This is a genomic window from Amycolatopsis sp. NPDC058278 (assembly GCF_042881395.1).
GTDB lineage: Bacteria > Actinomycetota > Actinomycetes > Mycobacteriales > Pseudonocardiaceae > Amycolatopsis.
The window spans coordinates 18,658-45,053 of record NZ_JBHVXZ010000082.1; the positions used below are offsets into that span (position 1 = coordinate 18,658).

Here is a 26,396-nt window from a genome sequence, read left to right on the forward strand (position 1 = left end):
GCCCCGGGTGCGGACCCGGGGCGCCTCGTCAGGTCAGTCGCAGTTTCCCCAGGCGTAGCGCCCGCCGGACGCCAGGCCCGAACCGTGTGCGACGAAGCCGTCGTACTGAACGCACTGGTTGTTCGCCGACACCTTGACGGCCGCGTAGTACGCGAACTGGCCGTCGTCGTCCTGCCACGTCCCGCCTTTCACCAGGATTCCGGCATCGACGTACGTCTTCGTGCCGACGTCGACCGACTTGATGGTGGCGACGCAGTTGGCGTGCGCGGAGTTGTACATCAGGTGGACCTCGCCCCACTTGGCCGTGCCGTACATCACGTCGCGCTCGCCGTCTTTCGCGGGAGACCACGAGCCGCCGAAGTCGTGGGAGCAGGCCTCCGCCGCCGTGTACGGGTTGGTCGCGGCCGAAGCCACGGGTCCGGTGATCGCGGCCGCGCTCAGCGCCGCGGCGGCGACAATCCCGGTTTTCGCCCAGGCCTTCACGTGTTCTCCCCTCGTAATGCGCCTCGGGCGAGGCGCACCATCCCACACGCCCTGGCACGACCCGCGGTTTAGCTGCGGGTTGCGGCTCGTCCCGCCGGTGCGAAAACTGGCCCCATGCGACACAGCGCGCAGCGGCCGCCGTCGGTGGTGGATCGCGTCCTCGACCTCCTGGGCGCCTTCACCGCCGACCGGCCGCGGCTCACGCTGTCCGAGCTCAGCCGGCGGGCCGGGCTGCCGCTGTCGACCACGCACCGGCTCGCCGGCGAGCTCACCCGGCGCGGTGCCCTCCTGCGCGACGAAACCGGTGCCTACCGCGTCGGGCTGTGGCTCTGGGAAGTCGCCTCGCTCGCCCCGCACGGCGCGGAGCTGCGGGAGAGCGCGATGCCGTTCCTGGAAGACCTCTACGAAGCCACGCACCAGAACGTGCAGCTCGCCGTGCTCGACGGGCCCGAGGTCGTCTACGTCGAGCGCATCTCCGGCCGCGGTGCCGTCAACGTCCTGACCCGCGTCGGCGGGCGGCTGCCCGCGCACGCCACCGGTGTCGGCCAGGTCCTCCTCGCGCACGCTCCGCCCGAGGCCCAAGAGGAAGTCCTGGCCGGTCCGCTCAAGACGTTCACGCCCAAGACGATCGCTTCGCCGGCGCTGCTGAGGCGGGTTCTGGCCGACGTCCGTCGCGACGGCTACGTGATCAGCGACGGCCAGGTCGAGCTGGTCGCGCTGTCGGTGGCGGCGCCGGTCCGCGACGCCGCGGACGAGGTCGTGGCCGCGATCTCGGTGGTCGTCCCGGCGGAGGGGACGGACCCGCGGACGCTGGTCCCGGCGGTCCGGGCCGCGGCGCGCGGGATTTCGCGGGTGCTGGGGGCGCCCCGCGCGGTGCGCTCGGCCGGTGGTTCCTCGACGGCTTGAGCTGGTTGTGGTCGGATGAGGTAGAGGGCTGCCGGATGGGGTGAGGAGAAGGAATGACCACCGTGCTCGTCGTCGGTGCTGGTCAGAGCGGGTTCCAGGCCGTGGCTTCGCTGCGGGACCGGGGTTTCGACGGCCGGGTCGTGCTGGTCGGGGACGAGCCGGGCGTGCCGTACCAGCGGCCGCCGCTGTCGAAGGCCTACCTGGCCGGGACCGCCGGGCTCGAACAGCTGCACCTGCGTGGTGCGGACTTCTTCGCCGAGAAGGACATCGAGCTGGTCGCCGGCCGGGTCGGGCGGGTCGACCGGGCGGCGCGGAAGGCCGAGCTCGAAGACGGCCGCGAACTGGACTACGACTACCTCGTCCTGGCCACCGGCGCCCGCAACCGGACGCTCCCCGTGCCCGGCGCGGACCTCCCGGGCGTGCTGACCCTGCGCACCCGCGACGACGCCGACCGGCTCCGGGCGTCTCTCGAGCGGGCCGGGAACGTCGTCGTCGCCGGTGGTGGGTTCATCGGGCTGGAGTTCGCCTCGCACGCCGGGCGCCCGGTGACGATCGTCGAGGCGCAGGACCGTCTGCTCAACCGCGTCGCGACGCCGGAGATCTCCGCGTACTTCGCCGACCTGCACCGCAACGCCGGGCACACGGTGCTGCTCGGCCAGGGCGTCGCGGCGCTGCACGGCGACGAGCGCGTCCGCGAAGCCGAGCTGGCCGACGGCACCCGGCTGCCCGCCGACCTGGTCGTCGTCGCCGTCGGGGTGGTGCCCGAGACCACGCTCGCCGAGACCGCCGGGCTGCCGGTGCGCAACGGTGTCGTCGTCGACGCGCACCTGCGGACGGCGGACGAGCGGATCTTCGCCATCGGCGACTGCGCCAACTTCCCGTGCGTGCAGGCCGGCGCCGAGACCCGGCTGGAGTCGGTGCAGAACGCCGTCGACCAGGCCCGTTGCGTGGCCGCGGCGATCACCGGCACGCCGGCGCCATACGCCAGCTTGCCCTGGTTCTGGACCGACCAGGCGGGCGCCAAGCTGCAGATCGCCGGCATCCTCTCGGGCGCCGACCGGACGGTGGTCGCGGGCGACCGGACCGAAGGCAAGTTCTCCGTGCTGTCCTTCCGCGACGACGTCCTCATCGCCGTCGAGTCGGTGAACCGGCCCGCCGACCACATCGCCGCGCGCCGCTTGTTCACCGCCGAGCCGAAGCCCGCGTACGCCGATCTCGAGGCCAGCGCCTTCGACCTCAAGGCGCACCTGAAGTCGCGAGCGGCGTGATGCGCACGCAGGTGGCGGTGATCGGCGCCGGCCCGGCCGGGCTGCTGCTGTCGTTCCTGCTGCACGAAGCCGGGATCGACTGCGTGGTCCTGGAAGCCCGCGACCGCGAGTACGTCCGGCAGCGGGTGCGGGCGGGGGTCTGCGAGCAGCCGACCGTCGAGCTGCTGACGTCGCTGGGCCTCGGCGATCGGCTGGCGGCCGAGGGCATGCCGCACGAAGGGCTGTCACTGCGGTTCGACCGCGCCGACCACCGGATCGCCCTCACCGAGCTGACCGGGAAGGCGATCACCGTCTACGGGCAGCAGGAGATCGTCAAGGACCTCATCGACGCCCACGACGCCCGTGGATATCCGATTTCCTTCGAGGTCTCGGCCGTCGAACTGTCCGATGTGGACACGGTGCGGCCGCGGGTCCGTTACCGTGACCGCGAAGGCAGTGCGCAGGTCATCGAGTGTGCCGCCGTGGCGGGCTGCGACGGCTTCCACGGTGTCTGCCGTCCATCCATTCCGGACAGTGCGCTGACGGTGTACGAACGCGAGTACCCGTTCGCCTGGCTGGGTGTCCTGGCCCGGACCCCGCCGTCCCACCACGAGCTCATCTACACCCACCACGAACGCGGGTTCGCACTGCACAGCATGCGGACGCCGGAGATCACCCGGCTCTACCTCCAGGTCGATCCCGCCGAGTCCCTCGAAGCCTGGTCCGACGACCGGATCTGGGCCGAGCTGACCGCGCGGCTCGAGGTCGAGGGCGACTTCACGCTCCGGGAAGGCCCGATCCTCGACAAGGGCATCACGCCGATGCGCAGCTTCGTCGCCGAGCCGCTGCGGCACGGGCGCCTGTTCCTGGCCGGCGACGCCGCGCACATCGTGCCGCCGACCGGCGCGAAGGGCATGAACCTGGCGATCGCCGACGTCCGGGTGCTGGCCCGCGCCCTGGAGGCGTTGCTGCGCGGTGACGAGACGCCCGCCGCGGCCTACTCGGACGCCTGCCTGCGCCGGGTCTGGCGGGCGGAGCACTTCTCCTGGTTCATGACGACGATGCTGCACACCGACCCGCACGCGGACGGCTTCGCGCGGCAACTGCAGCTGTCGCAGTTGCGCTACACGACGTCGTCACGCGCGGCGGCGACGAGTCTGGCGGAGAACTACGTCGGGCTGCCGTTCGCCTGAGATCGTCAACTCGCGGTTGACGATGGACGGTCGTCAACCTACAGTTGACGGCATGACCTTGCCGACCAACATCAAGCTCGACGACCTCATCAACGCCATCAAGAGCAACAACGACCATGACGCCCTCGCCCAGCTGACCGACGCGGTGTACGTGGGTCAGCACCTCGGCGAAGTGGCCGACCACCTGATCGGCCACTTCGTCGACCAGGCCCGGCGGTCGGGGGCGTCCTGGACCGAGATCGGCGCCAGCATGGGCGTCACCAAGCAGGCCGCCCAGAAGCGGTTCGTGCCGAAGGTCGACCCCGGCGGCGACCCCAGTGGTTCGATCGAACGCGTCTACGGCCGCTACACCGACCGGGCGCGGCACGTCGTCGTCGAGGCGCAGAAGGCGGCCGTCGACCACGCCAGCCCGTACATCGACACCGTGCACATCGTCCTGGGCCTGCTCACCGAGCCGGCCGCGCTGGCGGCCGGGGCGATCCTGGCCCAGGGCGTGCAGCTGGACGCCGTCCGCGAAGCCGCCGAAGCGCGGCTGCCCGAGCCGGTCGACCCGGTGCCGAACGTGGTGCCGTTCTCCGGGGCCGCCAAGAAGACCCTCGAGCTGACCATGCGCGAGGGCTTGCGGCTGGGGCACAACTACATCGGCACCGAGCACCTGCTGCTGGCGCTGCTGGAACAGGGCGAAGGCAGTGGCTTCGAGGTCCTCGACGGCCTGGGCGTCAAGAAGGACAAGGCCGAGGCGAAGATCCTGGAGGTGCTGGCGGAGATCCTCGCCGCCCGGGGGCAGTGAGACCGCTCTGGTGGGCCGTCGTGCTCGCGGTGGTTCTCGTGACGCTGCTCTGATCGGGAAGGACCAGGGGGTCTTCCCGGCCGCGCGGGCCCTCACCGAGGGGGAGGGCCCGCGCGTCGCGTCAGGCGTCGGACTCCGGGCGGCCGTCGGCGGCCCAGGCCGTGTGGAACGAGCCTTCGCGGTCCACCCGCCGGTAGGTGTGGGCACCGAAGAAGTCCCGCTGGCCCTGCACCAGCGCGGCCGGCAGCCGGTCCGCGCGGAGGCCGTCGTAGTAGGCCAGCGCCGTCGAGAAGCCCGGCGTCGGGATGCCGAGCTTGACCGCCGTCGAGATCACCGAGCGCCACGAGTCCTGCGCGTCCTCGACCGCCTTGCGGAAGCCGCCCGAGGTGAGCAGCGTCGGCAGCTCCGGCTCGTCGGCGTAGGCCGCGGTGATGTCGTTGAGGAACTTCGCGCGGATGATGCAGCCGCCGCGCCAGATCGAGGCGACCTTGCCCAGGTCGATGTCCCAGCCGTACTCGGTCGCGCCGGCCTGGATCTGGTTGAAGCCCTGCGCGTACGCGACGACCTTCGACGCGTACAGCGCCTGCTCGACGTCATCGGCGAAGCGCTCCAGCGAGGCGCCCGACAGCGGCGCGGCCGAAGGACCGCCGAGACCGCGGGCCGCCGCGCGCAGCGACGTGGACCCGGACAGCGAACGCGCGAAGACGGCTTCGGCGATGCCCGAGATCGGGACGCCCAGGTCGAGGCCGATCTGCACGGTCCAGCGGCCGGTGCCCTTCTGCTCGGCGGCGTCCTCGACGACGTCGACGAACGGCTTGCCGGACGCCTTGTCGACGTGCGCGAGCACCTCGGCGGTGATCTCGATCAGGTAGGAGTCGAGCCGCCCGGTGTTCCAGGTGCGGAACACGTCGGCGATCTCGGCGGGTGCGTAGCCGCCCGCGTGCCGGAGCAGGTCGAACGACTCCGCGATCAGCTGCATGTCGGCGTACTCGATGCCGTTGTGCACCATCTTGACGAAGTGGCCCGCGCCGTCCGCGCCGATGTGCGTGCAGCACGGCTCGCCGTCGACCTTCGCCGAGATGTCCTCGAACAGCGGGCCGAGCGACTCGTACGACTCCTTCGAGCCGCCGGGCATGATGCTCGGCCCGTGCAGCGCGCCTTCCTCGCCGCCGGAGACGCCGCTGCCGACGAAGTGCAGGCCGCGCTCGCGCAGCGCCTTCTCGCGGCGGCGCGTGTCGGCGAAGTGCGCGTTGCCGGCGTCGATGATGACGTCGCCCTCTTCGAGCAGCGGCGCGAACTCCTCGATGACGGCGTCCGTCGGGCCGCCCGCCTTGACCATGATCACGACCTGCCGGGGCCGCTCCAGCGCGTTCACGAACTCCTGCGCGGAGTACGCCGGGATGAAGTCGCCCTCGTCGCCGAACTGCTCCACCAGCGCGCGGGTCCGTTCCTCGGACCGGTTGTGCAGGGCCACCGTGTGGCCGTGCCGGGCCAGGTTCCGGGCCAGGTTGCGGCCCATGACCGCCAGGCCGGTGACCCCGATGCTCGCCTTCTTGCTCATCCGCATCCTTCCAACGACTCTCTCGATTCAGACCCTAGTCCGATCGACGCCTCAAGGGAGGCCACGGAGGAGCAGCTCACCTAGTTCAGGAGAAGCAGCGGATCGGGCCCTTGTTGTAGGCGAGCATGTCCGTGATCGCCGCCACCAGGTCGATCTCCGCGCCCCACTCGGCGCCGTCCAGCTCGGCGTACGCGCGGTGCAAGTTCCCCGGCAGCCGCTCTTGCTCGCTCAGCTCCGCGAACTCGCCCAGGTCCGTCTCCTTCGCCAGCTCCAGCGGGGACAGCCCGGCGGCCTTCCCGCGCTCGGCCGTCTTCTGGAGGAAGGCCAGGTACGCGTCCACTTTGTCCACGACGTCCAGTCCGCACGGGCCGCCGTGCCCGGGCAGGATCACGTCCGGCTCCAGCTCCCGGATCACGTCCAGGCCCTTGCGCCACCCCGCGACCGAGCCCATCAGCGCGAACGGGCTGCCGCCGTGGAACACCAGGTCACCGGCGTAGAGCACGCGCTGCTCGGGCAGCCAGACGAGCACGTCGTTGGTCGTGTGGGCGGCGTGACCGGGGTGGATCAGCCGGATCTCGACGTCCCCGGCGTAGAGGGTGAGCCGGTCGTCGAACACGACCTCCGGCGGCCGCGACTCGAGCTCGCCCCAGTCGTTGCCGACGAAGATGCCGTCGAACGTCTGGATGCCCTCGGCGACCATCAGCTCGCGCGTCTTGCGGTGGCCGATGATCGTGGCGCCCGCGACCAGGTAGTTGCCGTTGGTGTGGTCGCCGTGGTGGTGGGTGTTGACCAGGGTCGTCACCGGGCTGCCGGTCGCGGCCGCGACCGTCTCCAGCAGCGCACGCGTGCGGCGCTCGGTCGAGCAGGTGTCGATCAGCACGGTGTGGTCGCCGGCGTCGACGAACCCGCAGTTGTTGATGTACCAGGAGCCGTCCGGCTGGACGTAGCCGTGGACCCGGTCGGCCAGCGGGGTGACGGCGGCGGCGGAGGGCGAACGATCGGTCACCGGCTCACTATGCCCGAGAGCGCGCTCCGCCGGTTGGCGGAAAAATTACGAATTCACTGGTCCAGGCGAGTGAAGACACAGGTGACTGGCATTCTGCGGCGTTTCCTGGAACGCTGCGCGATGTCATCATCGAGATCCGCAAGGTGAAGCACTAACCTGGGTGGGTTCGATAGTTCGCGTGCGACGGCGGCCGGTGGCCGTCGTCGCTTGGTAGTGGTCCGGGAGAGCAGGGCGATGGCCAGCACCGTCACCTCGCGCCGGAAGCAGCTCGGGAACGAGCTCCGGCATGCCCGCACCGCGGCGCGGATGACACAGCAGCAGGTCGCCGAGGTCCTCGGCTGCACCCAGGGCAAGGTCAACAAGATCGAGTCCGGTGCCGTCGGGGTGAAGCTCGGGGATGTGCGATCGATGCTGAACGCGTTCGGGATCAACGGCGAAGAGGCCGACACGCTGATGAACCTGGCGCGGGCCGCCGCCGGGCAGCGCGGCCACTGGTCCGGCTACCGCTCGGTGGTGCCGCACTGGTTCCGCACCTTCACCGACCTGGAGCCCGCGGCCGCGGAGATCCTCACCTGGCACGGTGAGCGCATCCCGGGCCCGCTGCAGTCCGAGCACTACATGCTCAAGCAGTTCACCGAGGCCGGCGCGACGGACGTGACGTCGCTGGTGCGCAACCGGCTCGACCGCAAGGCGGTGTTCGAGCAGCAGCAGCCGCCGTACTACCGGTTCATCATCAGCGAAGGCGCGCTGCGCCGGGCACCCGGCGGGTACGCGCCCGCGGTGATGCTCGACCAGGTCGAACACCTGCTCTCGCTCGAGAAGCACCCGCGGGTCTACGTACACGTACTGCCGTTCGGCGCCCGGCTGGCCGCGGTGCCCAACGACTTCACGATCATGCGGTTCCCGGACCGCACGCGGGACTTCGTCTACATCGAGCACTCCGCGGGCGGGCTGTACCTCGACGACGTCAAGGACTTCAACATCTTCGTCGACTCGTGGGACCGGCTGCGCGGAGCCGCGCTGGAGCGCCAGGAGACCCGGCAGTTCCTCAAGGAGCTTGCGGAGGGTTACCGCGCCCAGATGCAGCAGCTCCAATAGGGCGAACGGCCGCGTGAACAGTCCCGAACGGTGAACAACCGTCGGTAGAGTGTTCGGTTGCGCCCGAAACCACCCGGAAGTGCCGCCCGAAGGGGACATCGTGGACCCCGCCTTCCTCCCCGAGGCCGTCGACCTCGACCGGCCGAACATCGCGCGCATCTACGACTGGGCCCTCGGCGGCACCGCGAACTGGGCGATCGACCGGCAGTACGGCGAGCAGGCGGTGCAGGCGTTCCCGCTCGCGAAGGCGCTCGCGCGGGGCAACCGGGACTTCCTCGGCCGGGCCGTGCGCTACTGCCTCGCCCAGGGCATCACGCAGTTCCTCGACCTCGGCTCCGGCATCCCGACCGCGGGCAACGTGCACGAGGTCGCCGACGACTACGCCGACGACAGCCGGTGCGTCTACGTCGACCACGAGCCCGTGGCCGTCGCGCACGGGCGGATGCTGCTCGACGAAGCCGGCGATCCCGAGCGCCATGCTGTGCTGCACGCCGACCTGCGGGACGCCGAAGAGGTCTGGGAAGCCGCGCTCGCCACCGGCGTGCTCGACCCGGACCGGCCGATCTGCCTGCTGACCGTGGCGGTGCTGCACTTCCTGCCGGACGGCACCGGCGTCCGCGAAGCCATCCGCGACTACCGGACGCTCCTGGCGCCGGGATCGGCGTACGTGCTTTCGCACGCGACCGAATCCGGCGTCGAAGGCGATGAGCTGGAGCAGATCCGGAAACTCGTGAAGCTCTCCGAACGGTCGAGCTCGCCCGCGGTTTCCCGGTCTCTCGACGAGATCGCGGCGTTCTTCGGTACCTTCGACGTCGTCGAGCCCGGGATCGTGCCTGTGGGAGAGTGGCGCCCGGAGCCCGGCGCCGCCACGGTCCCCCTCGCGAGCGTGGTCGGCGGTGTCGGCCGCAAGCCTGGAGGACGCAATGACGACGCAGGACCCCGAAGCCCCTGAGGGCGTGGACCTCGACCGGCCGAACGCGGCCCGCATCTACGACTGGTTCCTCGGCGGCGACGCCAACTGGGCCATCGACCGCCAGTTCGGGGAGCAGGCGGTCAAGACGTTCCCGATGATCAAGACGGTCGCCCGTGCCGGGCGCGACTTCCTCGGCCGCGGGGTGCGGTACCTGGCGCGCAACGGCATCGACCAGTTCCTCGACCTCGGCTCCGGCGTCCCGACGGTCGGCAACGTCCACGAGGTCGCCACGGACGTGAACCCGGACGCCCGGTGCGTGTACGTCGACAACGAGCCGGTCGCGGTCGCCCACTCCCAGATCCTGCTGGAGCAGGAGGGTGTCGCGGGCCGGCACGCGGTGCTGCAGGGCGACCTGCGCGACCCGGCCGACATCTGGAAGCGCGCGCTCGACACCGGTGTCCTCGACCCGAACCGCCCGATCGGCCTGATCATGGTCGGCGTCCTGTACTTCCTCGGTGCCGACGAGCCGGTGGCCCAGACCATCCGGAAGTACCTGTCGCTGCTGCCGTCCGGCTCGTACTTCCTGTCCTCGCACCTGACGAGCGACGGCCTGCACGAGATGGCCGACGCGGACAGCCGCGAGACGATCATGAAGCAGTACAACCAGTCGAGCACGCCGCTCCACCTGCGCACCCGCGAAGAGTTCACGTCGTTCTTCGAGGGGCTGGAGCTGGTCGAGCCGGGCATCGTCTACCTGCCGGAGTGGCACCCGGAGGAGATCGAGTCCCGGGCGACCAGGAAGCTCGCGAACGACCCGGCGTTCGTCGGTCACCTCTGCGGCCTCGGCCGCAAGCCGTGACGGCGGCCGCCTACGACGCGATCGCCGTCCAGTACGCGGAATTCGCCGCCGGGGCCTGGGACAAGCACCCGCTGGAGCGGGCGGTGTGGACGGCGTTCGCGGATTCCGTCCGCGGCCGCGGCCCGGTCGCCGACCTGGGCTGCGGCCCCGGCCACCTCACGGCGCACCTGCGTTCGCTGGGGCTCGACGCGTTCGGCGTCGACCTGTCCCCGGCGATGATCTCGCTCGCCCGGGCCGCCCATCCGGACCTGCGGTTCGAGGTGGGCTCCATGGCGGCGCTCGAGCTGCCGGACGCGTCGCTCGCCGGGATCCTGTCGTGGTACTCGGTGATCCACACGCCGCCGGGGGAGGTCCCCCGGTACTTCGCCGAATTCGCCCGAACGTTGGCGTCCGGTGGTCACGTTCTGTTGGGGTGCTTCGAATCCCGGGGCGGCCCGCTGACGTCGTTCGACCACAAGGTGACGACGGCCTACTGCTGGCCGCTGGACGAACTGGCGGGGCTCGCGGCCGATGCGGGACTCGCCGAGGTGGGGCGCGTGTACCGCGAGCCGGGTCCGGACGAGCGGCCGCTGCGGCACGGCAGCCTGCTGCTCCGGAAACCGTAGTCACGAACGAAAAGAGCCCCGGTTCCGTCAGGGAGCCGGGGCTGTTTCGTGGTGGTGCGGCAGTTCAAGCGCGTGAACCGATGCGGCCGCGCATCAGCGGCGTGAGGTCGATCGCGGCTTCCAGCGGGCGGGTCGTGCGGACCCCGTCGGCGTGGCGCCGCAGCGGAAGGTCCTGGTCCGTCGCCCAAGTCGTGGTCTTGCGCAGCGGGGCCTGGATCAGGCTGAAGCCGAAGCGGTTCCGCAGTTCGTTCCCGATGCCCCGGCGGCCACGGTGTTCTTCGTCCTCGCGGCAGAAGAGCGAATTCACCCGGACGGCCATTCGTCTACACCCCCAGCTCTCGTCGCGGTGCTTCGGCGTCCTGGTGGGAAAACGCTTCCGCACCTCTGGTCCGGACCAGCTCGGTCGCGGCCGTGGTGGCTGCCCGTCCGGAGACGGCGAGCCTGGTCACGGCGAGCGCGCCGGGTGGCGCACTGTCCTCGACGATCACGCTGTTCCTCCCCCATGAGGTCCTGCGGTGGCTTGGTTTGGTTGGTTCCGGCGCTGGTCGTTCGAACACTTCGGCCCGCCTCGACGACCGCCCGCCGCGAGCAGGCAGTCATTCACCGACACCAGCGCCCCGGCCGATGCGATTAATCCTACTCCTGGAATAATCTTCATGTCGAGGCCGTACCCAGTTGATCACCCGCTTGGCCCTGTGGCTTGCTCCATTGAGACACTGAGTAGCCGGGAGCGGGTGCCTTCGACCAGGTCACGACCGCGCCCCCCATCGATCCTCGGAGGTACGACCCATGGCGGATTATCCGTCGTTCGCGGATTACGATCCGAACACGGCCGTGACCCTGTTCGAAGAGGCCGCCTGGGAGAAGTCGTTCGCCAGCGAGCCCAACGGCGGCAGCTGCGTCGAGGTCAACCTGGGCTCCGAAGGCCTGATCGGCGTCCGGGACACCAAGCTCGCGACCAGCCCCGTCTTCGTGTTCGACACCGCCGAGTGGGAAGCGTTCCTGATCGCCGTCAAGGCCGGCCAGTTCGACCTGCCCGCCTGACCGCGCATACCGCGGAAGACAAATGGTGAAGGCCTCCTTCCCCGCTCTCTACGGTGAAGGAGGCCTTCGCGACCGTCCGAATACGTCCGGAAGCTCGATGTGAGCGGAATCTCACCCGATTGCCGGAAGCTCCCCGCCGCGCAACCGGCCGCGGGTCCGGCGCCAGGCCACCACGACGAGCACCACGAGCCCGATCAGCGGCAGCGTGCTGATCGCCCAGCTCACGCCCATCGGCGGCCCCGGCTGTTCCAGCACCGGCAGGGCGCGCAGCTCGCCGGTGCCGGAGCCGGCGGGGCCGTTGACCGCGAAGCGGAACGTCCAGTCACCCGGCCGCGGCATCGAGCGGACGTCGAGGCCCCAGACGTCGCGTTTGCGCGGGTGCCGGACCAGCGGCTGCTTCCGGTTCTGCCCGCCTTCCGGGTTGACCATGGTGAGCGTGCCGGACTTGCCCTCGATCCCGCCGTCGGGGATGAAGGTGAAGTCCAGCGACTGCATGGCTTTCAGCGGCCAGGTGCTGAACCCGATGGTCAGCCCGTACGGCCCGGCCTGCACCCGTTCGGTGTGCACGATGTTGACCGGCTCGTAGGCGTTCGCCGTCCCCTCGGTGGTGAACAGCAGCCCGGCGACCGCGGCCAGGGCGAGCAACTTCTTAAGCATCAGCGGTTTCCCCCTTCTTCGCGGGCGCCAGCAGGCAGAGCATCCCGCCGAACCGCCACCCGGCGAACCCGCCGAGCAGCCCCAGCGCCGCGCTGAGCACGGCGGTCGTCGTCAGGTACCAGGCCGGCGGCAGGTGCGCGCCGGTGTAGAGCAGGAAGCGCTGGACCGGCAGGCTCAGGCCGAGCAGCAGCCCGGCGATCCCGCCGGCGACCACGGACACCCGGCCCGGGCGCCACCCCCGGCGCCGGCCGGCGAGGTACACCAGCTCCATCAGCGCGGCCACCGGCAGCAGCGCCATCGGTGTCAGGGACGGCATCGCCGGCACGCCGGAAACCGCGTCCCGCAGCGGCAGGCCGACCATGTCGGCGTACGCCTGTGCCGCCCACGGCGAGAACCACCAGAAAACGGCCTGCACGACCGCGACCAGCGCCGCGGTGCCCACCGCCCCGCCCGGACGGCGGAAGAACCCGGCGCCCACGGCGACCAGCAGCACCGCCATCATCGACGTCCCGATGGCGACGGCGTCGGCGTAGTCGTCCGGCACCTGCTGCAACCCGAGCGCCAGCACCGGCCCGAAGGTGAGCAGCACGGTCAGTGACGCCAGCGTGCCGAGCCGGCCCCAGCGGTGTTCACGCGCCGCGGCGAACACCGCGGTCGTGCCGATCAGCGAGACCGTGATCGACAGCAGCAGCCCGATGTGCGGCGGCGAGTCGATGACCGCGTCGAAGCCGTAGAGCCCGTGCCACCACTGGTCCCACAGGCCGTACAGCAGGAACGTCGCCGCGCCGACCCCGGAGACCAGGTAGCCCAGCGGGGCCGCGAACGTCCGGCCGAACACGTTGACCACGCGCCCGCCGATCCGCGGGTCGACCGGCCGTCCCGCGCGCCGCGCCGCCGTCGTCAGCAGCACGACGGCGAGGCTCGCCAGGCCGACGACCGCGCTGCCCGCGTACAGGAACAGGTGCGGCAGCGTGAAGAACGTGTCCGGCCCGACGTCGTCGTGCCACTGGATGTCCCAGGTGAGCCCGACCAGCGACAGCAGGGATCCGCCGAGCACGACGTTCGCCGGCAGCAGCCCCGTTCGCGCTTGTTGCGTCACCGACGTGCTGCGCACGCCGGATGCGGTGAGATCCATTCCCCCTCCTTCTATTTGACCAACACGGGAAAGACGACCTGCGCGGGCCCGCCGGGGCCGCGCAGCGAAACGGTGATCTCCCACTGCCCGGCCATCGGCAGCCCGACGTCCGCGGCGCGGAAGTGGCCGGGCCCGTCCGGCCCGGCGGGCACCGGCGCGAGCGCGTGCCCCATCTGCGCCATGACCGGCGCGACCGTGACGGCTTCGGGCGCCGGCCCGGTCACCGCCACCGCGAACGTGTTGCCGCCGATTCGCGGCTGCTCCGCGGAGAACTGGACGGTGTACGGTCCCGAAACCGCTTGCTGGGTGGCGGATTTCGCGCCCGTGCCGCCCCACAGCAGCCAGGCGGCACCGGCCGCGGCGACCAGGGCGACGACGGCGATCAGCAACGTCGGGCGTTTCATCGGGCGGCTCCTGTCGTCGGGACGTCGACCACGGCGGGGACGGTGAGCACCCGGTAGCCGCGTTCGGCCTGCAGCCAGATCCGGTACCGGCCGGGCTCGGCGAAGGTGTAGGTGAAGCTGACGTCCGGGCCGTAGGCGGCGACTGTCTCATCAGGACGGTCGAGCTGCCCCGCGACCGGCGGCACCATCGCGTGGACGTGCGCCCACGTCGGGGCCTTGGCGGCGCCTTCGCCGGCGGGACCGGTGAACGGCCCGGTGACGATCAGGTGGCCGAGCATGCCCAGCCAGGGCTGGAGGTCCTGGCCGGGGAAGTGCGCGGTGATGGTGGTCGGCGTCCCCGGGCTGATCGTGAGGTCGACCGGGGTGCCGTCGATCGTCCGCGGTCCGGGGCCGGGTGGTTCGGGTGCGGGGGCCGCGGTGCCCCTGACGTCCACAGTGGACCGGGCGAGCTGGACCCCGCCGCCGCGCCGGGCCAGTTCCGCGGCGACGGCGTAGGTGCCCGCTTCCGGATCGTCGAGGCGGACGCGGTAGTCGCCGGGGCCGACGCGCACCGGGTGCAGGTGGCTCAGCCGGCCGGACGGCGAGACCAGCACCAGGTGCACGAGGGCGTTGTCGTGGACGAGCAGGTCGTCGGCCGGGCGGCCGGTGGCGCCGTCGGTGAGCCGCAGCTCGAGTTCATTGCCTTCGTCCTGGACGGCGAGGTTCACCGGCGGCCGTGAGTAATCCACTGTGGACAGCCGGGCGTTCGCGTACGGGTCGGTGACGTTGTCGTACGTGGGGTCCAGCTGGCTGCCGGGTGCGGGCGGCGGGGGAGTGCTCGCCGACAGCAGCGCGCCGGTGACGGCGACGGCGAGCGCGGCGACCACGCCACCCGCGGGGATCAGCGCGAACGCCGTCCGTTTCGCTCGCACCCCCACGACCAGGGCCAGCAGCAGGAAAACGCCCGCGGCGACGAAGCCGCCGTAGGTCGCCTTCTCCCACGGCGGCACCACCCGGGCGGGCACGATGAACGGGATCGTCGCCGGCGGCCCGGTGCCGTCGCTCAGCGAGAGTTCCCACGGCCCCGGTTTGTCGACTTGGAGATTTCCCGCGTAGACACCCGGTGTGGCGCCGAGGACCACGTCCGCGCGCGAACTCGGGACGCCGCCGGCCGCGACGGCCAGGTGCAGCGTGCCGGGCGCGGTGCCCTGGTGCGTCACGACGTCGACCCGCAGCGGCGACGGTGTCGTGTCGACGCGGCGGATGATCACGGTCAGCTCGCGGGCGCCGAGCGTCTGGGCGACCTGGATGTCGGCGCCGGCCGGTGCGCCGTCGGCGTGCGCTGTCCCCCCGCCGGCCGCGATGCCCAGTACGGCCAGCAGTAACAGCAGTGCGGCTTTCGATTTGCTCCCCATCGTGGTTCGAACCTAACCGGCGCGACCGGTGGCGGGCGTCACGGCGGCGAGGGAACTCCGGTCCCCGGTTCGGGGGATTCCCGGCCCCGGTGGTCTCAGGGGTCGAGGAATTTTCGCAGGTGGGTGACCACTTCGCCGGGTTGTTCCTCGGCGAGGAAGTGGCCGCATTCGGCGAGGGCTTCGCCGGTGACGTCGTCCGCGTACTCCCGCCAGATCTCGAGTGCCGGGAGCGTGTCGAGCAGGCCGTTGGCGCCCCAAAGGGCGAGGACTGGCTGGGTGACGCGCTTTCCGGCTTCGAAGTCGGCGTCGTCGAGTTCGGCGTCGTCGGGGAAGGAGGCGCGGTAGTCGTCGAAGCCCGCCCGGAGCGCGCCGGGCTGGGAGAAGGCGCGGACGTACTCGGCCTGCGCCTCGGCGTCGAGGGCGTGGCGCTGGTAGGCCCACCGTTCGAAGAAGTAGCCGAGGTAGGCGGCGATGTTCTGGCCGGCCAGAAGCTCCGGCAGGTCGGGCTGGAGGTGGAAGAGCCAGTGCCAGGACGGCTTCGCGATGACGTCGAGCCGCTGCCACATCGCGCGGGTGGGCACGATGTCGAACACGGCGAGGCGGCCGACCTGGTCCGGGCGGTCCAGGGCCCAGCGGTGGGCGACGCGGCCGCCGCGGTCGTGGCCGGCGACGGCGGTCTTCGCGAAGCCCAGGTGGTCGGCGAGGGCGGCGACGTCGGCGGCCATCGTGCGCTTGTCGTAGCCGGACTTCGGTTTGTCGCTGCGGCCGTAGCCGCGCAGGTCGGGGGCGATCACGGTGTGCGTTTCGGCGAGCGGCGCCAGGACTTTGCGCCAGCAGTGCGACGTCTGCGGCCAGCCGTGCAGCAGGAACAGCGGCGGGCCGTCGCCGGCGCGGAGGTAGTGCAGGCGGGTGCCGTTCACGGTGGCCATGTTCTCTAACCGATTCATAGGGTTAGACGGTAGCGCTGCTTCTAACTATCTTCAAGGGTTAGAGTGATGGACATGGAATGGGTCTTCGACGGCGGACGGCCGTGCCTCGACCTCGTCAACACGATGCGCAGCCGGCACGAGGCGGGGGTGGAGCTGCTGACCGGCCCGGACGCGCTGGCCGAGTGGCTTTCGCTGGCGGGGCTGACGACGGGCCCGGTGCCGGTGACGGCGGGCAACGTGCTGGCGGCGAAGGCGCTGCGGGAGGCGATCGACCGGGTGCTGTTCCCGCCCGAGGTGCCGGACAAGATGGACATCGAGCTGGTCAACAACGCGGCGGCCTCGGCCCCGGCGCCCCCACCGCGCCTGGCACTGGTGGGTGGCGTGCTGCGCCGGGAGGTCCCGGCCCCGAAGGACCCGGTGGCGGCGGCGTTCGCGGCGTTGGCGGCGGACGCGATCGACCTGGCCACGAGCGACGCGGAGGTCCGCATCTGCGCGGCCGACGACTGCGGCCAGCGGTTCTGCGACGCCTCACCGCGCCGCAACCGCCAGTGGTGCTCGATGGCCCGGTGCGGAAACCGGGCAAAGGCCCGCGCGCACTACGCCCGAACAGTCACCCGCAACTGACCAACCCGGTAACCCCCGCCCAAGCGTGTCGTCCACCCAGGCACGCGTGTCGTCCGTCCAGGTACGCGTGTCGTCCCTCCAGTCACGTGAGTTGACCCCTCAATCACGTGAGTTGACCCCTCAATCACGTGAGTTACGCCTCCAGTCACGCGAGATCGCTCCCCAATCACGCGAGTTACGCCTCGAATCACGCGAGTTGCGCTCCTGGTCACGCGAGATGCGCCTTCAACCACGCGTGTCACCCTCAGTCGTGGTCAGAGGTCAGGCCGCGCACCCGGCCCGTCGCCGCGGACCAACGCCCGATACACCTTCGGGTGCGCGCGCAGCCACACGTTGAGCTTCCCGACCCACCGCATGGGTGCCGTCTGCGCCCACGCCGGGATCGGCCTGCTCGCGATCCGGACACCCGCCGCGAACCGCGTGAAACGTCGCTGGTCCACGTCCGTCCACTGCAGACCGAGCGTCTCGCGCAACGAAGGCGGCAAAGTGGCCCGTACCAGGAACAGCTGCTCCCGCTGCAAGCGTCGCCACCACGAATCCGGCAGCCCCTTCACCGGCTTCGGCGCCGTCCGGATCGTCTCGAAGAGCTGGTCGATGGCCGGGTTCACCCCGAAACCCGCCACCATCGCGTCGTAGTACCGCTCGAACGCCGCCCAATCCCGCGGCAGATCCCGCTCCCGGACGCCGAGCACCAGCCCGATGTCGCGCATCTGCGCGTAATACTCCGAAAGCTCCGATGTGGACAGTGGTCGCCCGAAGAACCGTTGTGCGTCAACCGGTGCCTTCACCAGCGTCGCGTGCACCCACGCATACGCCGCGGGATCGAGCGCGCTGTAGCGCCGCCCGTCCGCAACGCCCGTGAACGTCCGGTGCAACGCGCGCAACCGCGCGGCTTCCACCCGCGCACCGGCCGCACCGCCGTAGACGTAGATCGACAGCGACGCGACCGTCCGCATCAGCCGCGTCCACGGATCCGATGTGTAGTCCGAATGATCCCGCACGCCCGCCGCGACGACCGGGTGCGCCACCTGCAGCACCAGGACCTGCTCCGCCAGCAGCCCGTCGCGGAAGTCGCCGAAGTACTTCCACGCCGCCGTCCCGCGGACGATCGGCCGAGCCATCAAGCTCCGCGGAGCAGCATCATCAGGGGCTCGGCCACCGGCGTGTCCGTCTCTCCGGTCGCCAGCCGCCGCAGCTGCAACCCCGCGATCAGCGCCACCACCGGACCGGCCAGCCGCTGCGGCTCCGGCACGCCCAGCGCTTCCAAGATCGTCACGGCCAGCTCGTCGTACGCCGCGAAGCAGCGCGAAGAAGCTTCGTGCAGCTCGGGATCGCGGGCGGACTGGAGGTACAGCTCGTGCGCCCCGAGCTCGTCGGCGCCGAACGGCAGCTGCGCGATGACGTGCTCGACGACCGAGGCCGCCTGCTCGACACTGAGCCCCTTCTCCCGGTAGTCGTCGACGATCGCGCCGAGCTTCGCCGTCTCCTCCTCGGCGAACAGCAGCATCGCCTCGCGCAGCAGCGCCGTCTGGCTCGCGAAGTGGTAGGTCAGCGTGCCGAGCGAGACGCCGGCGGCGGCGACGATCCGGCGGTTCGTCAGCCCGCCGACCCCGTGTTCGCCGACGACGGTCAGCGCGCCGCGCAGGATGGCGTCCCGGGTGCTCACCAGCTTGTCGCGGGATGCCGCTCCGGCCACCGTTCGACCTCTTCCAGTTGCGCGGCAAGCGAAATCAGCCGCTCCTCGGCGTGCGACGGGCCGAGCAGCTGCGCCCCGAGCGGGAGCCCGTCGGCCGTGAGCCCGGCCGGGACGTTGACCCCCGGCCAGCCCAGCACGTTCCACGGCCAAGCGTACGGGCAGGCGGCGATCATGGCCTGGTCGGTCTCCCACCCCGACAGCCCGTCGAACGTGCCGACCGGCGGCGGCGGGGTCGCGGTGGTCGGCGTCAGCAGCACGTCGACGCGGCCGAACACCGAGCCGATCCGCCGGTGCAGGCCCGGCTCGAGGGCGCGGGCGAGCCGCAGCGCGGGCCCGGCCAGGAGACGGCCGTGGCCGGCGTTGCTGCGCGTGCGCGGGTCGAGCCCGGTGCGGTCGGGCACCCGCAGCGTCCAGTCGCGGACGCCGGTGAGCGAACGCGGCAGGAACGTCAGCCCGATCAGGCCGTAGTCCGGCTCGACCTCGACGATCTCGTGGCCCAGCCCGGCGAGGGACTCGGCGAGCCGCCGGACGTTCGCTTCGACGACCGGGTCGAGCCGGGTCTTGGTGGCGGTGAACGGGATCCGCGTCGACAGCCCGATCCGCAGCTTGCCGGGCTCGCGCACGGCGGCCGCGCGGAACACCCCGGGTGTCCCCGCCGCGGCGTCGAGCAGCAGGGCGGCGTCTTCGGTCGTGCGGGCCAGCGGGCCGAGCACGGTGAGGCCGTGGAACAGCTCGCCGCCGGTGGGGATCCGGCCGCGCTGGGTCTTGATGCCGACGAGCCCGGTCCACGCGGCCGGGATGCGCACCGAGCCGGCGCCGTCGGACCCGAGCGCGGCCGCGATGACCCCCGACGCCACCGCGGCCGCGCTCCCGCCCGAAGAACCCCCGGGGGTGTGGCCGGGGTGCCACGGGTTGCGCGTCACGCCGAAGGCCGGGCCCTCGGTGAACGGCCACTGGCCCAGCTCGGGGGTGTTCGTCTTGCCGATGATCACAGCTCCGGCTTCGCGCAGCAGCGCGACGGCGGGCGCGTCGGCCGTCGCGCACGGGAATTCGCCGGCGCAGCCGAACGCGGTGGGCAGGCCGGTGAGGTCGACGTCGTCCTTGATCGCGAGCGGCACGCCGAGCAGGGGAGCGCGGTCGCCGGCCGCCAAGCGCCGATCCGCGTCCGCGGCTTCGGCGAGGGCTTCGTCGTCGCGCAGGTACCGGAACGCGTTGAGCGTGGCCTGGCTCGCGTGCGCGCGCCCGAGCGCGGCCGCGGTGAGCTCGGCGGAGGTGATCTCCCCCGCGGCGAGTTGCGCGGCCTGGGCGGCGAGGCCGGTGAAATCAAGGCTCGTAGCGGTCATGACGGCCCCCGGAGGTTCTCGTTCGTTCGAACGAACGTTACCGGATACCGACGGTCTTCGGCTACCTCCGATGAGCTTTCCCCCGGCCGGACGTCTACCCGTCCAACGACTACATGAGGAGAACCCATGGCCACGGTGCACGCGGGCATGAGCATGTCGCTGGACGGTTTCGTCGCCGACCGCCACGGCGGCACGGCCCCGCTGTCCGACCCCGCCGCGTCCGGCGGCAGCGAGTGGATGACCGACCTGATCCGGGAGACGGGCGCGGTCGTCCTCGGGCGCCGGTCGTACGCGATGGCCGAAGACCCGGACTGGTACGTCGGCAACTACGAGTTCCAGGTCCCGATCTTCGTCGTCACCCACACCCCGCCGGCCGTGCTGCCCGCCCAGGACGAGAACCTCACCTTCACCTTCGTGACCGACGGGGTCGCTTCGGCGGTCGAGCAGGCCAAGGCGGCCGCGGGGGACCGGGCCGTCAAGGTGATCGGCGCGAGCGTGGTCCGGCAGGCCGTGCACGCCCGGGTGGCCGACGAGCTGCACGTCTTGATCGCCCCGGTGCTGCTGGGTGCCGGACTGCCGTTGTTCGGCGACCCCGATCTCGACGGCGTCGCGCTGCGCCGCATCGGCGTGCGCGAGGTCGGGCCGGTCACCGAACTCCGCTTCGCGGTGCTTAACTCCCTATAGTGGTTAGAAGCCGAGCCTGGAGGGCCGATGACGTTCGACTTCGCCGGATTCCCCGACGCCGCGCTGGCCGCGATCCCCCGCGTCGACCTGGGCGGCTGGCCGACCCCGCTGCACGAGGCGCCTCGGCTCGGCGAAGCCCTCGGCCTGCCGAACCTCCTGCTCAAGCGCGACGACGTGCACCCCCTCGGCGCCGGGGGCAACAAGCTCCGCAAGCTCGAATACCACCTGGGTGCGGCCCGGGAAGCCGGCGCGGACACCGTGATCACCTTCGGCGCGCTCCAGACCAACCACGGCCGCCAGACCGCCGCCGCGTGCGCGAAGCTCGGCCTGCGCTGCGAACTCGTGCTCACCGCCAAGGTCCCGCGCGACGGCGAGGCGTACGAACGCGGCGGCAACCTCCCCCTCGACCGGCTCTTCGGCGCGACCGTCCACGTCTGCGCCGACGGCGAGGAGACCGGCCGCACCTACGACCGCCTGGTCGCCGAAGCCGCCGCCGACGGCCGGAAGGTCGCCACGATCCCGGTCGGCGGCTCCAACGACCTCGGCGCTCTCGGCTACGTCCGAGCCACCTACGAGCTCGCGAAGCAGCTGGAAGAACGCGGTATCGAGCGGGCCCACCTCGTCGTCCCGCACGCCAGCGGCGGCACGGCGGCGGGGGTGGCACTGGCGACCGCGCTGCTCAAGAACCTCGGCGTCGGCATCGCCTGCGTCAGCCACCCGCTCGGCGAGGCCACGGAGAACCTCCGCGACCTCGTCGACGGCGCGGCCAAGCTCCTCGGCGTCGAACCGCCGTCGCTCGCGCACACGAGGATGGGCGATTCCACGCTCGGCCCCGGCTACGGCATCCCGACCGACGCGGTCTGGAACGCCCTACGGCTTTTCGGCCGCACCGAAGGCGTGGTGCTCGATCCGGTCTACACCGGCAAAGTGGCCGCCGCGCTGATCGAATGGGCAGCCCACTTCGCCCCGGACGACCACGTGGTGTTCCTGCACACCGGCGGCATGCCCGGCCTGTACGGCTACGCGCCCGAATTCGCGGCGGCCGTCGAAGGCTGATTCCAGCCGGGTCGCCAGCCACAGCAGCGTGCCCAGCAGCACGACGTCGGCGAGCAGCAGCAGCCGCTGCATGACGCCGATGGGGAAGGCGTCGGAGATCCCGCGGAACGGCGTCACGCCGGCCTCGCTCAGCCGCACGAACACGAAACTCAGGGCGAAGAGCGTGAATGCCCCCGCGGTCAGCCGGATCGCCCGGACCAGCGCCACCCGCTCCGGCCGGTCCCGCAGCGGCTCCAGCAGCGAGATCGCCCCGCCGGGCAGGCTGCAGAACGCGACCAGGCACGCGTAGAGGTGGATCTCGCCGCTCACCGGGTCCGGCGCTTCGGGGTAGCTCGCCGGGAAGATCGCGGCCGCGGCCAGCCCGAGTGCCCACAACGCGAGCAGCAGCCGGGTCGTCCGCGACAGCGGCACGCCGGCGACCTGCAGGGCACCGAGCACCCCGAGCGACCCGACGGCCAGTGAAAACAGGCTCGCCGCGAGCATCCCTTCACCGCGATCGGTCACCGTGTAGCTCGACAACGTGTCGTACACCGGGTTGCGCGAGCTGACCACGTGCAGCACCACGGCCGTGAACAGGCCCCACCCGATCGCACCCAGCGCAACGAGCCGCCACGGTCTCGTGCGCTTCCCCGTTTCCGTCCCCATGCATCCAGGGTCTCGGGAAACGCGACCCCCGTGATCAGGGAAGACCCTGAATAACCCCCTGATTGAAATCCACCAGGACGAGCGCCTGGTCGTCGTGCCGCTTCGGCCGGGGCCAGCGTTCGCCGTCCGGATCCTGCTTCTCGGCGGTGCGGACGGCGTCCAGCACGGCGTCGGGCCCGTCGGCCCGGGTGACTGCCAGGACCTCGCGCCAGTCGAAGAGCTGGTACTGGTCGACGCCGATGGACACCCCGTCGCTGGCGAGCAGCACCGCGTCGACGTCGGCCCGCGGCCAGCTGCGCCGGACCGAGTGCGCCGCGGCGCCCGGGTCGGCTTCGGCCACCCAAAAGCCGTCGTGGGCGTTGCGCCGGCGCCGGACGTCCGCGCCGGTCTGGAGCATCCCGCGCCGCCGCAGCCGGGCGAGCCGGTCGTCCGAGACGACGTCGATCCCGAAGCCGCCGAAGCCGACCACCGGGCTGTCGGCCAGCACGAGCGCGTCGACGCGGTCTTCGAGCCAGCGCACGGCCGCGACCGTGCTCGACGGCGAGCACTGCGGCCGCAGCCGGTGTTCCGCCGTGACCGCGGCGATCGCGCTGGTCAGGACCTCGGTCAGGTCGGCTTCCGGGGCCGCGCGGAGGTCGTCGGCGAGGCGCCGGGCCAGCCGTTCGGCGTACCAGCCGCCCGGGGGTTGCGCGGGGTCCGACGAGGTGGCGCCGTCGAGGACCAGGACCGCGTTGTCCAGCACGACGACGTGGTCCTCGGTGGGGCGTGGGTGGCCGTCGGCGCCCACCCCGGCCCGCTCGGCGATCGCGATCTCGGGCATCACCCGACTGTACGTCGCCCCTCCCGGGGCTTCGCGCTGAAGGTGTCAACTTCGGTTGACAGGCGCGAGATGTCAACGTAGGTTGACGACCATGACGGAAGCGACGGATTTGGCCGCCCGGGCGGGTGATCGCGATCCCCGGGTGGGGCTGCGCGCGGTCGCCGCGCTCCGGCGGCTGCTGGAACAACTGGAGGCCGTGCAGGTCCGCAGCGCGCGGGTGCACGGCTGGTCGTGGCAGGAAATCGCCGCCGAGCTGGGGGTCAGCCGGCAGGCCGTGCACAAGAAGTACGGGAGGCACTGATGTTCGAGAGGTTCACGGCCGACGCGCGGATGGCGGTGGTCGAGGCGCAGATCGTGGCGCGCGAGTCCGGCTCGGTGGAGATCGGCCCGGCTCACCTGCTCGCCGGGCTGGTGAAGACCGGCGTCCAGGTGCTCGCGGAGCTGGGCGTGTCCACCGACGACATCGCGGCCGAACTGGCTCGCACCCGCCGCCGCGGCGGGGTGAGCGACGCCGACGCCGAGGCGCTCACCGAGTTCGGCATCGACGTCGAGCAGATCGTCGAACGCGTCGAGCAGACCCACGGCGAAGGCGCCCTGTCCGGACGGCTCGGCCCGGCCAAGCGCGGGCACATCCCCTTCACCGCACAATCGAAGAAGACGCTGGAGCTGAGCCTCAAGGAAGCCGTCCGGCTGGGCGACAAGCACCTCGGCCAGGAACACATCCTGCTCGCGCTGGCTCAGCAGCGCGGCACCGACGACGTGCTCGCCCGGCGCGGCGCGGACTACCAGACGCTGCGCCGGGCCGTGCAGCAGCGCAAGGCGGGTTAGTGACCCTGCTGGCGCTCCTGCTGTTCCCGCCAGGTGGTCCAAGGCAGCAGCGCCTGGGTGAGCGGGCCGATGGCGAGGGCGTAGAGCACGGTGCCGATCCCGACGGTCCCGCCGAGCAGGAAACCGGCCGCGACCACGGTGACCTCGATGCCGGTGCGCACCAGGCGGACCGACCAGCCGGTGCGCCCGGCGAGCCCGGTCATCAGGCCGTCGCGGGGGCCGGGGCCCAGCCGGGCGCCGACGTAGGTGGCGGTCGCGACGCCGTTGAGCGCCACCCCGCCGGCCAGCAGCACGATCTGCCACACCAGGTCGTGCTGGTCCGGGAGCACCGCGCGGACGACGTCGACCATGACCGAAATGATCACGACGTTCGCGATGGTGCCGATGCCGGGCCGCTGGCGCAGCGGGATCCACAGCAGCAGCACGGCCACCGAGATCAGGCCGGTGACCGTGCCGAACGTCAGGCCGGTGTGCTTCAGGACGCCTTCGGCCAGCACGCTCCACGGCTCGAGGCCGAGGCCGGCGCGGGTGACGAGGGCGACGCTGGTGCCGTAGAGGGCGAGGCCCGCGAGCAGCTGGACGCTGCGGCGGGCGGGGTCACGGGAGATCCGGACGGGCCGGAGGTCGGTCTGAGCCACGTCTCCACTATCGCGGGGAAGTGGCCTTGTAAACCATAGCCAATTCCAGGATATTGGCCTTATGGAAGCCGTGCTCCCGGTAGGTGGACGTATTTCCGGGCCCCGATTGGCCGTCATGCTGGGCTCGTGGCGGCAAGGCGGCTCCCGGCAGGGAGCGGCCGACCTGGCCGCGGCCCTCGAGCTGCAGGTGCTGGACGGCCAGCTCCCGCTCGGCACCCGGCTGCCCGCCGAGCGTGAGCTGGCCGACGCGCTCGGCGCCAGCCGGACGCTGATCGGCGCGGCGCTGGACCGGTTGCGGGAGAACGGGTTCGTCGCGAGCCGCCGCGGCGCGGGGTCGTGGATCGCCGCGCCCGGACGGCGCCGCCGCGGTCCGCTGGCGCCGGCGGGTGCCGGCTCGATCGACTTCACCCACGCGTCCTCGCCGGCCATCCCGGGCACGGCCGCGGCGGTCGACGCGGCCCGCGTCCGGCTCGCCGACCACCTGGGCGACCACGGCTACCAGGAGCGCGGCCTGCCCGGCCTCCGGGAGCGGATCGCGCGGCGCTACACCGAGCGCGGGTTGCCGACGACGCCGGCGCAGGTGATGGTCACCAACGGCGCGCACCACGCGTTCGTCCTGGTCCTGCGGATGCTCGCCGGCCCCGGCGACCGCGTGCTGGTGGAGCAGCCGACGTACCCCAACGCCCTGGAGGCGATCCGCGCCGCGCACGCGATCCCGGTGCCGGTGGCGCTCGACCCGAGCGGCGCGCGCGGGTGGGACATCGCCGGTGTCGACGCGGCGCTGCGCCAGGCGTCCCCGCGGTTCGCCTACCTCGTCGTCGACTTCCAGAACCCGACCGGCCTGCGGCTGGACGCCGAAGGCCGCTCCCGGCTCGGGACCGTGCTGGGCCGCGCCCGGACGCCGGTCGTGGTGGACGAGACGCTCGTCGAGCTGGACCTGGAGGGCGATCCCCTGCACGGGCCGCCGCCGCTGGCCGCGTTCGCAGGCGACTTGGCCATCTGCGTCGGCTCGGCGTCGAAAACGCACTGGGGCGGCCTGCGGCTCGGCTGGATCCGCGCGTCGGAGGACCTGCTCGGCCGGCTGGTTTCGGCGCGCTACGCGGTCGACCTCGGGTCGCCGGTGTTCGAGCAGCTCGTGCTGACCGAGCTGATGGCCGACGAAACCTTGCTGGGCCGCCGGCGCGAGGAGCTGCGCGGCTACCGCGACGCGCTGGCCGCCGCCGTGCACCGGCACCTCCCGGACTGGACGTTCACGCTGCCGGACGGCGGCCTCTCGCTGTGGTGCCGCATGCCGGAGCCGGTGAGCTCGCGCCTGGCGGTGGCGGCGGCGAGCCACGGCGTCCAGGTGGCGCCGGGCTCGCGCTTCGGCGTCCACGGCGGGCTGGAGCGCTGGATCCGGCTGCCGTTCTCGCTGCCACCGGACCGGATCGACGAAGCGGTCCGGCGGCTGAGCGCGGCCGAAGCGTCGGTCCGCGGCACCCCGGCTTCCCTGGACGCGCCCATCGCATGAACGAACCGGTGCGCTGGATGCGAGCCCGCTCCCAGGGATGGGCGGCGTTCATGTGCATCCAGCGCACCGGTTCGTGTTCCACACACCCGCTCACGGACGTGACCCCGTTCGCGGGTACCGCTGGCTTCCCGGCACAGCCCCTCGACGTGCCGGGAAGCCGGCGGCTCAGGTGCGCTCGCGGTACTGCGAGTCCTCGCTCGGCGCGGTGAGCAAGGGCTCCCGGAGCGCACCCGGTGTGGGTCCCGGGGGCCCCGGGGGGCCGCGGCGCCCGGGCCCGGGGACGACCCCGCCCGGCGCCGGCGGGCGGGCGGGAAGTATGTGGTGTGTG

30 protein-coding genes and 1 pseudogene are annotated in these 26,396 nt (G+C 71.8%); 15 read left to right on the plus strand and 16 right to left on the minus strand.

Going from position 1 to position 26,396, the window contains the following annotated elements:
- Positions 1-33: 33 nt before the first annotated feature.
- Entirely contained in the window at positions 34-483 is a 450-nt protein-coding gene (locus tag ACFVYA_RS33475; protein ID WP_387050718.1) for a hypothetical protein, read from the minus strand.
- Positions 484-597: 114 nt separating this feature from the next.
- Between ACFVYA_RS33475 and ACFVYA_RS33480 the strand changes: the two genes are divergently transcribed.
- From ACFVYA_RS33480 to ACFVYA_RS33495, 4 genes are read left to right on the plus strand one after another with little or no spacing between them, the layout of a single operon-like run.
- Entirely contained in the window at positions 598-1,389 is a 792-nt protein-coding gene (locus tag ACFVYA_RS33480; protein WP_285987838.1) for an IclR family transcriptional regulator, read from the plus strand.
- 53 nt (positions 1,390-1,442) lie between these two features.
- Positions 1,443-2,657: an NAD(P)/FAD-dependent oxidoreductase gene (locus ACFVYA_RS33485; protein WP_387050720.1), complete on the plus strand. Its 1,215-nt coding sequence runs from the start codon at positions 1,443-1,445 to the stop codon at positions 2,655-2,657.
- Positions 2,657-3,829, plus strand: a complete 1,173-nt coding sequence (locus tag ACFVYA_RS33490; RefSeq protein ID WP_387050722.1) for a 4-hydroxybenzoate 3-monooxygenase — start codon at positions 2,657-2,659, stop codon at positions 3,827-3,829. Before ACFVYA_RS33485 ends, ACFVYA_RS33490 begins: the two co-directional genes overlap by 1 nt.
- Before the next feature lie 52 nt (positions 3,830-3,881).
- A complete protein-coding gene (locus tag ACFVYA_RS33495; protein WP_387050724.1) occupies positions 3,882-4,619 on the plus strand; it encodes a Clp protease N-terminal domain-containing protein in 738 nt (245 codons plus the stop codon).
- Between the two features lie 121 nt (positions 4,620-4,740).
- Here the strand turns inward: ACFVYA_RS33495 and gndA are convergent, their stop codons facing one another.
- A complete protein-coding gene (gene gndA, locus ACFVYA_RS33500; RefSeq protein ID WP_285987842.1) occupies positions 4,741-6,180 on the minus strand; it encodes an NADP-dependent phosphogluconate dehydrogenase in 1,440 nt (479 codons plus the stop codon).
- Between the two features lie 85 nt (positions 6,181-6,265).
- The gene (locus ACFVYA_RS33505) at positions 6,266-7,186 is read right to left on the minus strand and encodes an MBL fold metallo-hydrolase (RefSeq protein WP_387050727.1); all 921 of its coding nucleotides are present in this window, start codon (positions 7,184-7,186) and stop codon (positions 6,266-6,268) included.
- Positions 7,187-7,420: 234 nt separating this feature from the next.
- On the opposite strand from ACFVYA_RS33505, the gene ACFVYA_RS33510 reads away from it, so the two are divergent.
- From ACFVYA_RS33510 to ACFVYA_RS33525, 4 genes are all read left to right on the plus strand, one after another.
- A complete protein-coding gene (locus ACFVYA_RS33510; RefSeq protein WP_013222333.1) occupies positions 7,421-8,284 on the plus strand; it encodes a helix-turn-helix transcriptional regulator in 864 nt (287 codons plus the stop codon).
- A 100-nt stretch (positions 8,285-8,384) separates the two neighbouring features.
- The gene (locus ACFVYA_RS33515; RefSeq protein ID WP_387050729.1) at positions 8,385-9,236 is read left to right on the plus strand and encodes an SAM-dependent methyltransferase; all 852 of its coding nucleotides are present in this window, start codon (positions 8,385-8,387) and stop codon (positions 9,234-9,236) included.
- Positions 9,208-10,056 (plus strand): SAM-dependent methyltransferase, encoded by an 849-nt coding sequence (locus ACFVYA_RS33520; RefSeq protein ID WP_387050731.1) that lies wholly within the window; start codon positions 9,208-9,210, stop codon positions 10,054-10,056. Before ACFVYA_RS33515 ends, ACFVYA_RS33520 begins: the two co-directional genes overlap by 29 nt.
- Entirely contained in the window at positions 10,053-10,661 is a 609-nt protein-coding gene (locus ACFVYA_RS33525; RefSeq protein WP_387050733.1) for a class I SAM-dependent methyltransferase, read from the plus strand. The genes ACFVYA_RS33520 and ACFVYA_RS33525 overlap by 4 nt, the downstream gene beginning before the upstream one ends.
- 64 nt (positions 10,662-10,725) lie before the next feature.
- On the opposite strand, the gene ACFVYA_RS33530 is transcribed toward ACFVYA_RS33525, so the two are convergent.
- Both ACFVYA_RS33530 and ACFVYA_RS33535 read right to left on the minus strand, forming a co-directional pair.
- Positions 10,726-10,980, minus strand: a complete 255-nt coding sequence (locus tag ACFVYA_RS33530) for a hypothetical protein (RefSeq protein ID WP_285987847.1) — start codon at positions 10,978-10,980, stop codon at positions 10,726-10,728.
- A gap of 4 nt (positions 10,981-10,984) precedes the next feature.
- The gene (locus tag ACFVYA_RS33535) at positions 10,985-11,149 is read right to left on the minus strand and encodes a hypothetical protein (RefSeq protein WP_285987848.1); all 165 of its coding nucleotides are present in this window, start codon (positions 11,147-11,149) and stop codon (positions 10,985-10,987) included.
- Between the two features lie 301 nt (positions 11,150-11,450).
- Here ACFVYA_RS33535 and ACFVYA_RS33540 point away from each other — a divergent pair, with 301 nt between their 5' ends.
- Positions 11,451-11,705, plus strand: a complete 255-nt coding sequence (locus tag ACFVYA_RS33540; RefSeq protein WP_103341780.1) for a DUF397 domain-containing protein — start codon at positions 11,451-11,453, stop codon at positions 11,703-11,705.
- Positions 11,706-11,816: 111 nt separating this feature from the next.
- On the opposite strand, the gene ACFVYA_RS33545 is transcribed toward ACFVYA_RS33540, so the two are convergent.
- The 5 genes from ACFVYA_RS33545 to ACFVYA_RS33565 form a co-directional block, all read right to left on the minus strand.
- Positions 11,817-12,362, minus strand: a complete 546-nt coding sequence (locus ACFVYA_RS33545; protein WP_285987849.1) for a hypothetical protein — start codon at positions 12,360-12,362, stop codon at positions 11,817-11,819.
- Complete coding sequence (locus ACFVYA_RS33550) at positions 12,355-13,497, minus strand: hypothetical protein (protein ID WP_285987850.1); 1,143 nt, start codon at positions 13,495-13,497, stop codon at positions 12,355-12,357. The genes ACFVYA_RS33545 and ACFVYA_RS33550 overlap by 8 nt, the downstream gene beginning before the upstream one ends.
- An 11-nt stretch (positions 13,498-13,508) precedes the next feature.
- On the minus strand, positions 13,509-13,901 hold the full coding sequence (locus ACFVYA_RS33555) for a FixH family protein (RefSeq protein WP_285987851.1): 393 nt from the start codon (positions 13,899-13,901) through the stop codon (positions 13,509-13,511).
- Entirely contained in the window at positions 13,898-15,295 is a 1,398-nt protein-coding gene (locus tag ACFVYA_RS33560; protein ID WP_387050737.1) for a hypothetical protein, read from the minus strand. Before ACFVYA_RS33560 ends, ACFVYA_RS33555 begins: the two co-directional genes overlap by 4 nt.
- Before the next feature lie 95 nt (positions 15,296-15,390).
- Positions 15,391-16,224, minus strand: coding sequence for an alpha/beta fold hydrolase (locus ACFVYA_RS33565; protein WP_387050739.1), 834 nt, complete (start codon positions 16,222-16,224; stop codon positions 15,391-15,393).
- Positions 16,225-16,296: 72 nt separating this feature from the next.
- On the opposite strand from ACFVYA_RS33565, the gene ACFVYA_RS33570 reads away from it, so the two are divergent.
- Positions 16,297-16,848 carry a CGNR zinc finger domain-containing protein gene (locus tag ACFVYA_RS33570; protein ID WP_387050758.1) on the plus strand — a complete coding sequence of 184 codons (552 nt, stop codon included), beginning with the start codon at positions 16,297-16,299 and terminating at the stop codon, positions 16,846-16,848.
- Between the two features lie 254 nt (positions 16,849-17,102).
- Here the strand turns inward: ACFVYA_RS33570 and ACFVYA_RS33575 are convergent, their stop codons facing one another.
- The 3 genes from ACFVYA_RS33575 to ACFVYA_RS33585 are packed head-to-tail and all read right to left on the minus strand — an operon-like array spanning position 17,103 to position 19,887.
- The gene (locus ACFVYA_RS33575) at positions 17,103-17,969 is read right to left on the minus strand and encodes an oxygenase MpaB family protein (protein WP_387050741.1); all 867 of its coding nucleotides are present in this window, start codon (positions 17,967-17,969) and stop codon (positions 17,103-17,105) included.
- Positions 17,969-18,544, minus strand: a complete 576-nt coding sequence (locus ACFVYA_RS33580; RefSeq protein ID WP_387050743.1) for a TetR/AcrR family transcriptional regulator — start codon at positions 18,542-18,544, stop codon at positions 17,969-17,971. Before ACFVYA_RS33580 ends, ACFVYA_RS33575 begins: the two co-directional genes overlap by 1 nt.
- Positions 18,511-19,887, minus strand: coding sequence for an amidase (locus ACFVYA_RS33585; protein WP_387050745.1), 1,377 nt, complete (start codon positions 19,885-19,887; stop codon positions 18,511-18,513). Before ACFVYA_RS33585 ends, ACFVYA_RS33580 begins: the two co-directional genes overlap by 34 nt.
- Positions 19,888-20,013: 126 nt before the next feature.
- On the opposite strand from ACFVYA_RS33585, the gene ACFVYA_RS33590 reads away from it, so the two are divergent.
- Both ACFVYA_RS33590 and ACFVYA_RS33595 read left to right on the plus strand, forming a co-directional pair.
- Positions 20,014-20,571 carry a dihydrofolate reductase family protein gene (locus ACFVYA_RS33590; protein ID WP_285987857.1) on the plus strand — a complete coding sequence of 186 codons (558 nt, stop codon included), beginning with the start codon at positions 20,014-20,016 and terminating at the stop codon, positions 20,569-20,571.
- 27 nt (positions 20,572-20,598) lie between these two features.
- A complete protein-coding gene (locus ACFVYA_RS33595; protein WP_387050747.1) occupies positions 20,599-21,627 on the plus strand; it encodes a D-cysteine desulfhydrase family protein in 1,029 nt (342 codons plus the stop codon).
- A gap of 78 nt (positions 21,628-21,705) precedes the next feature.
- Here ACFVYA_RS33595 and ACFVYA_RS33600 read toward each other — a convergent pair.
- Positions 21,706-22,272 (minus strand): annotated as a pseudogene (locus tag ACFVYA_RS33600) (DUF998 domain-containing protein); the annotation flags it as partial.
- A gap of 34 nt (positions 22,273-22,306) precedes the next feature.
- The gene (locus ACFVYA_RS33605; RefSeq protein ID WP_387050749.1) at positions 22,307-23,092 is read right to left on the minus strand and encodes a protein phosphatase 2C domain-containing protein; all 786 of its coding nucleotides are present in this window, start codon (positions 23,090-23,092) and stop codon (positions 22,307-22,309) included.
- A gap of 91 nt (positions 23,093-23,183) precedes the next feature.
- On the opposite strand from ACFVYA_RS33605, the gene ACFVYA_RS33610 reads away from it, so the two are divergent.
- Both ACFVYA_RS33610 and ACFVYA_RS33615 read left to right on the plus strand, forming a co-directional pair.
- Positions 23,184-23,393 (plus strand): sigma factor-like helix-turn-helix DNA-binding protein, encoded by a 210-nt coding sequence (locus tag ACFVYA_RS33610; protein ID WP_004559389.1) that lies wholly within the window; start codon positions 23,184-23,186, stop codon positions 23,391-23,393.
- Entirely contained in the window at positions 23,393-23,920 is a 528-nt protein-coding gene (locus ACFVYA_RS33615; protein WP_387050751.1) for a Clp protease N-terminal domain-containing protein, read from the plus strand. Before ACFVYA_RS33610 ends, ACFVYA_RS33615 begins: the two co-directional genes overlap by 1 nt.
- Here the strand turns inward: ACFVYA_RS33615 and ACFVYA_RS33620 are convergent.
- Positions 23,917-24,558, minus strand: coding sequence for a YitT family protein (locus ACFVYA_RS33620; protein ID WP_387050753.1), 642 nt, complete (start codon positions 24,556-24,558; stop codon positions 23,917-23,919). The two genes, ACFVYA_RS33615 and ACFVYA_RS33620, sit on opposite strands and share 4 nt — an antisense overlap.
- Before the next feature lie 61 nt (positions 24,559-24,619).
- On the opposite strand from ACFVYA_RS33620, the gene ACFVYA_RS33625 reads away from it, so the two are divergent.
- Positions 24,620-26,068 (plus strand): PLP-dependent aminotransferase family protein, encoded by a 1,449-nt coding sequence (locus tag ACFVYA_RS33625; RefSeq protein ID WP_387050755.1) that lies wholly within the window; start codon positions 24,620-24,622, stop codon positions 26,066-26,068.
- Positions 26,069-26,396: the final 328 nt, after the last annotated feature.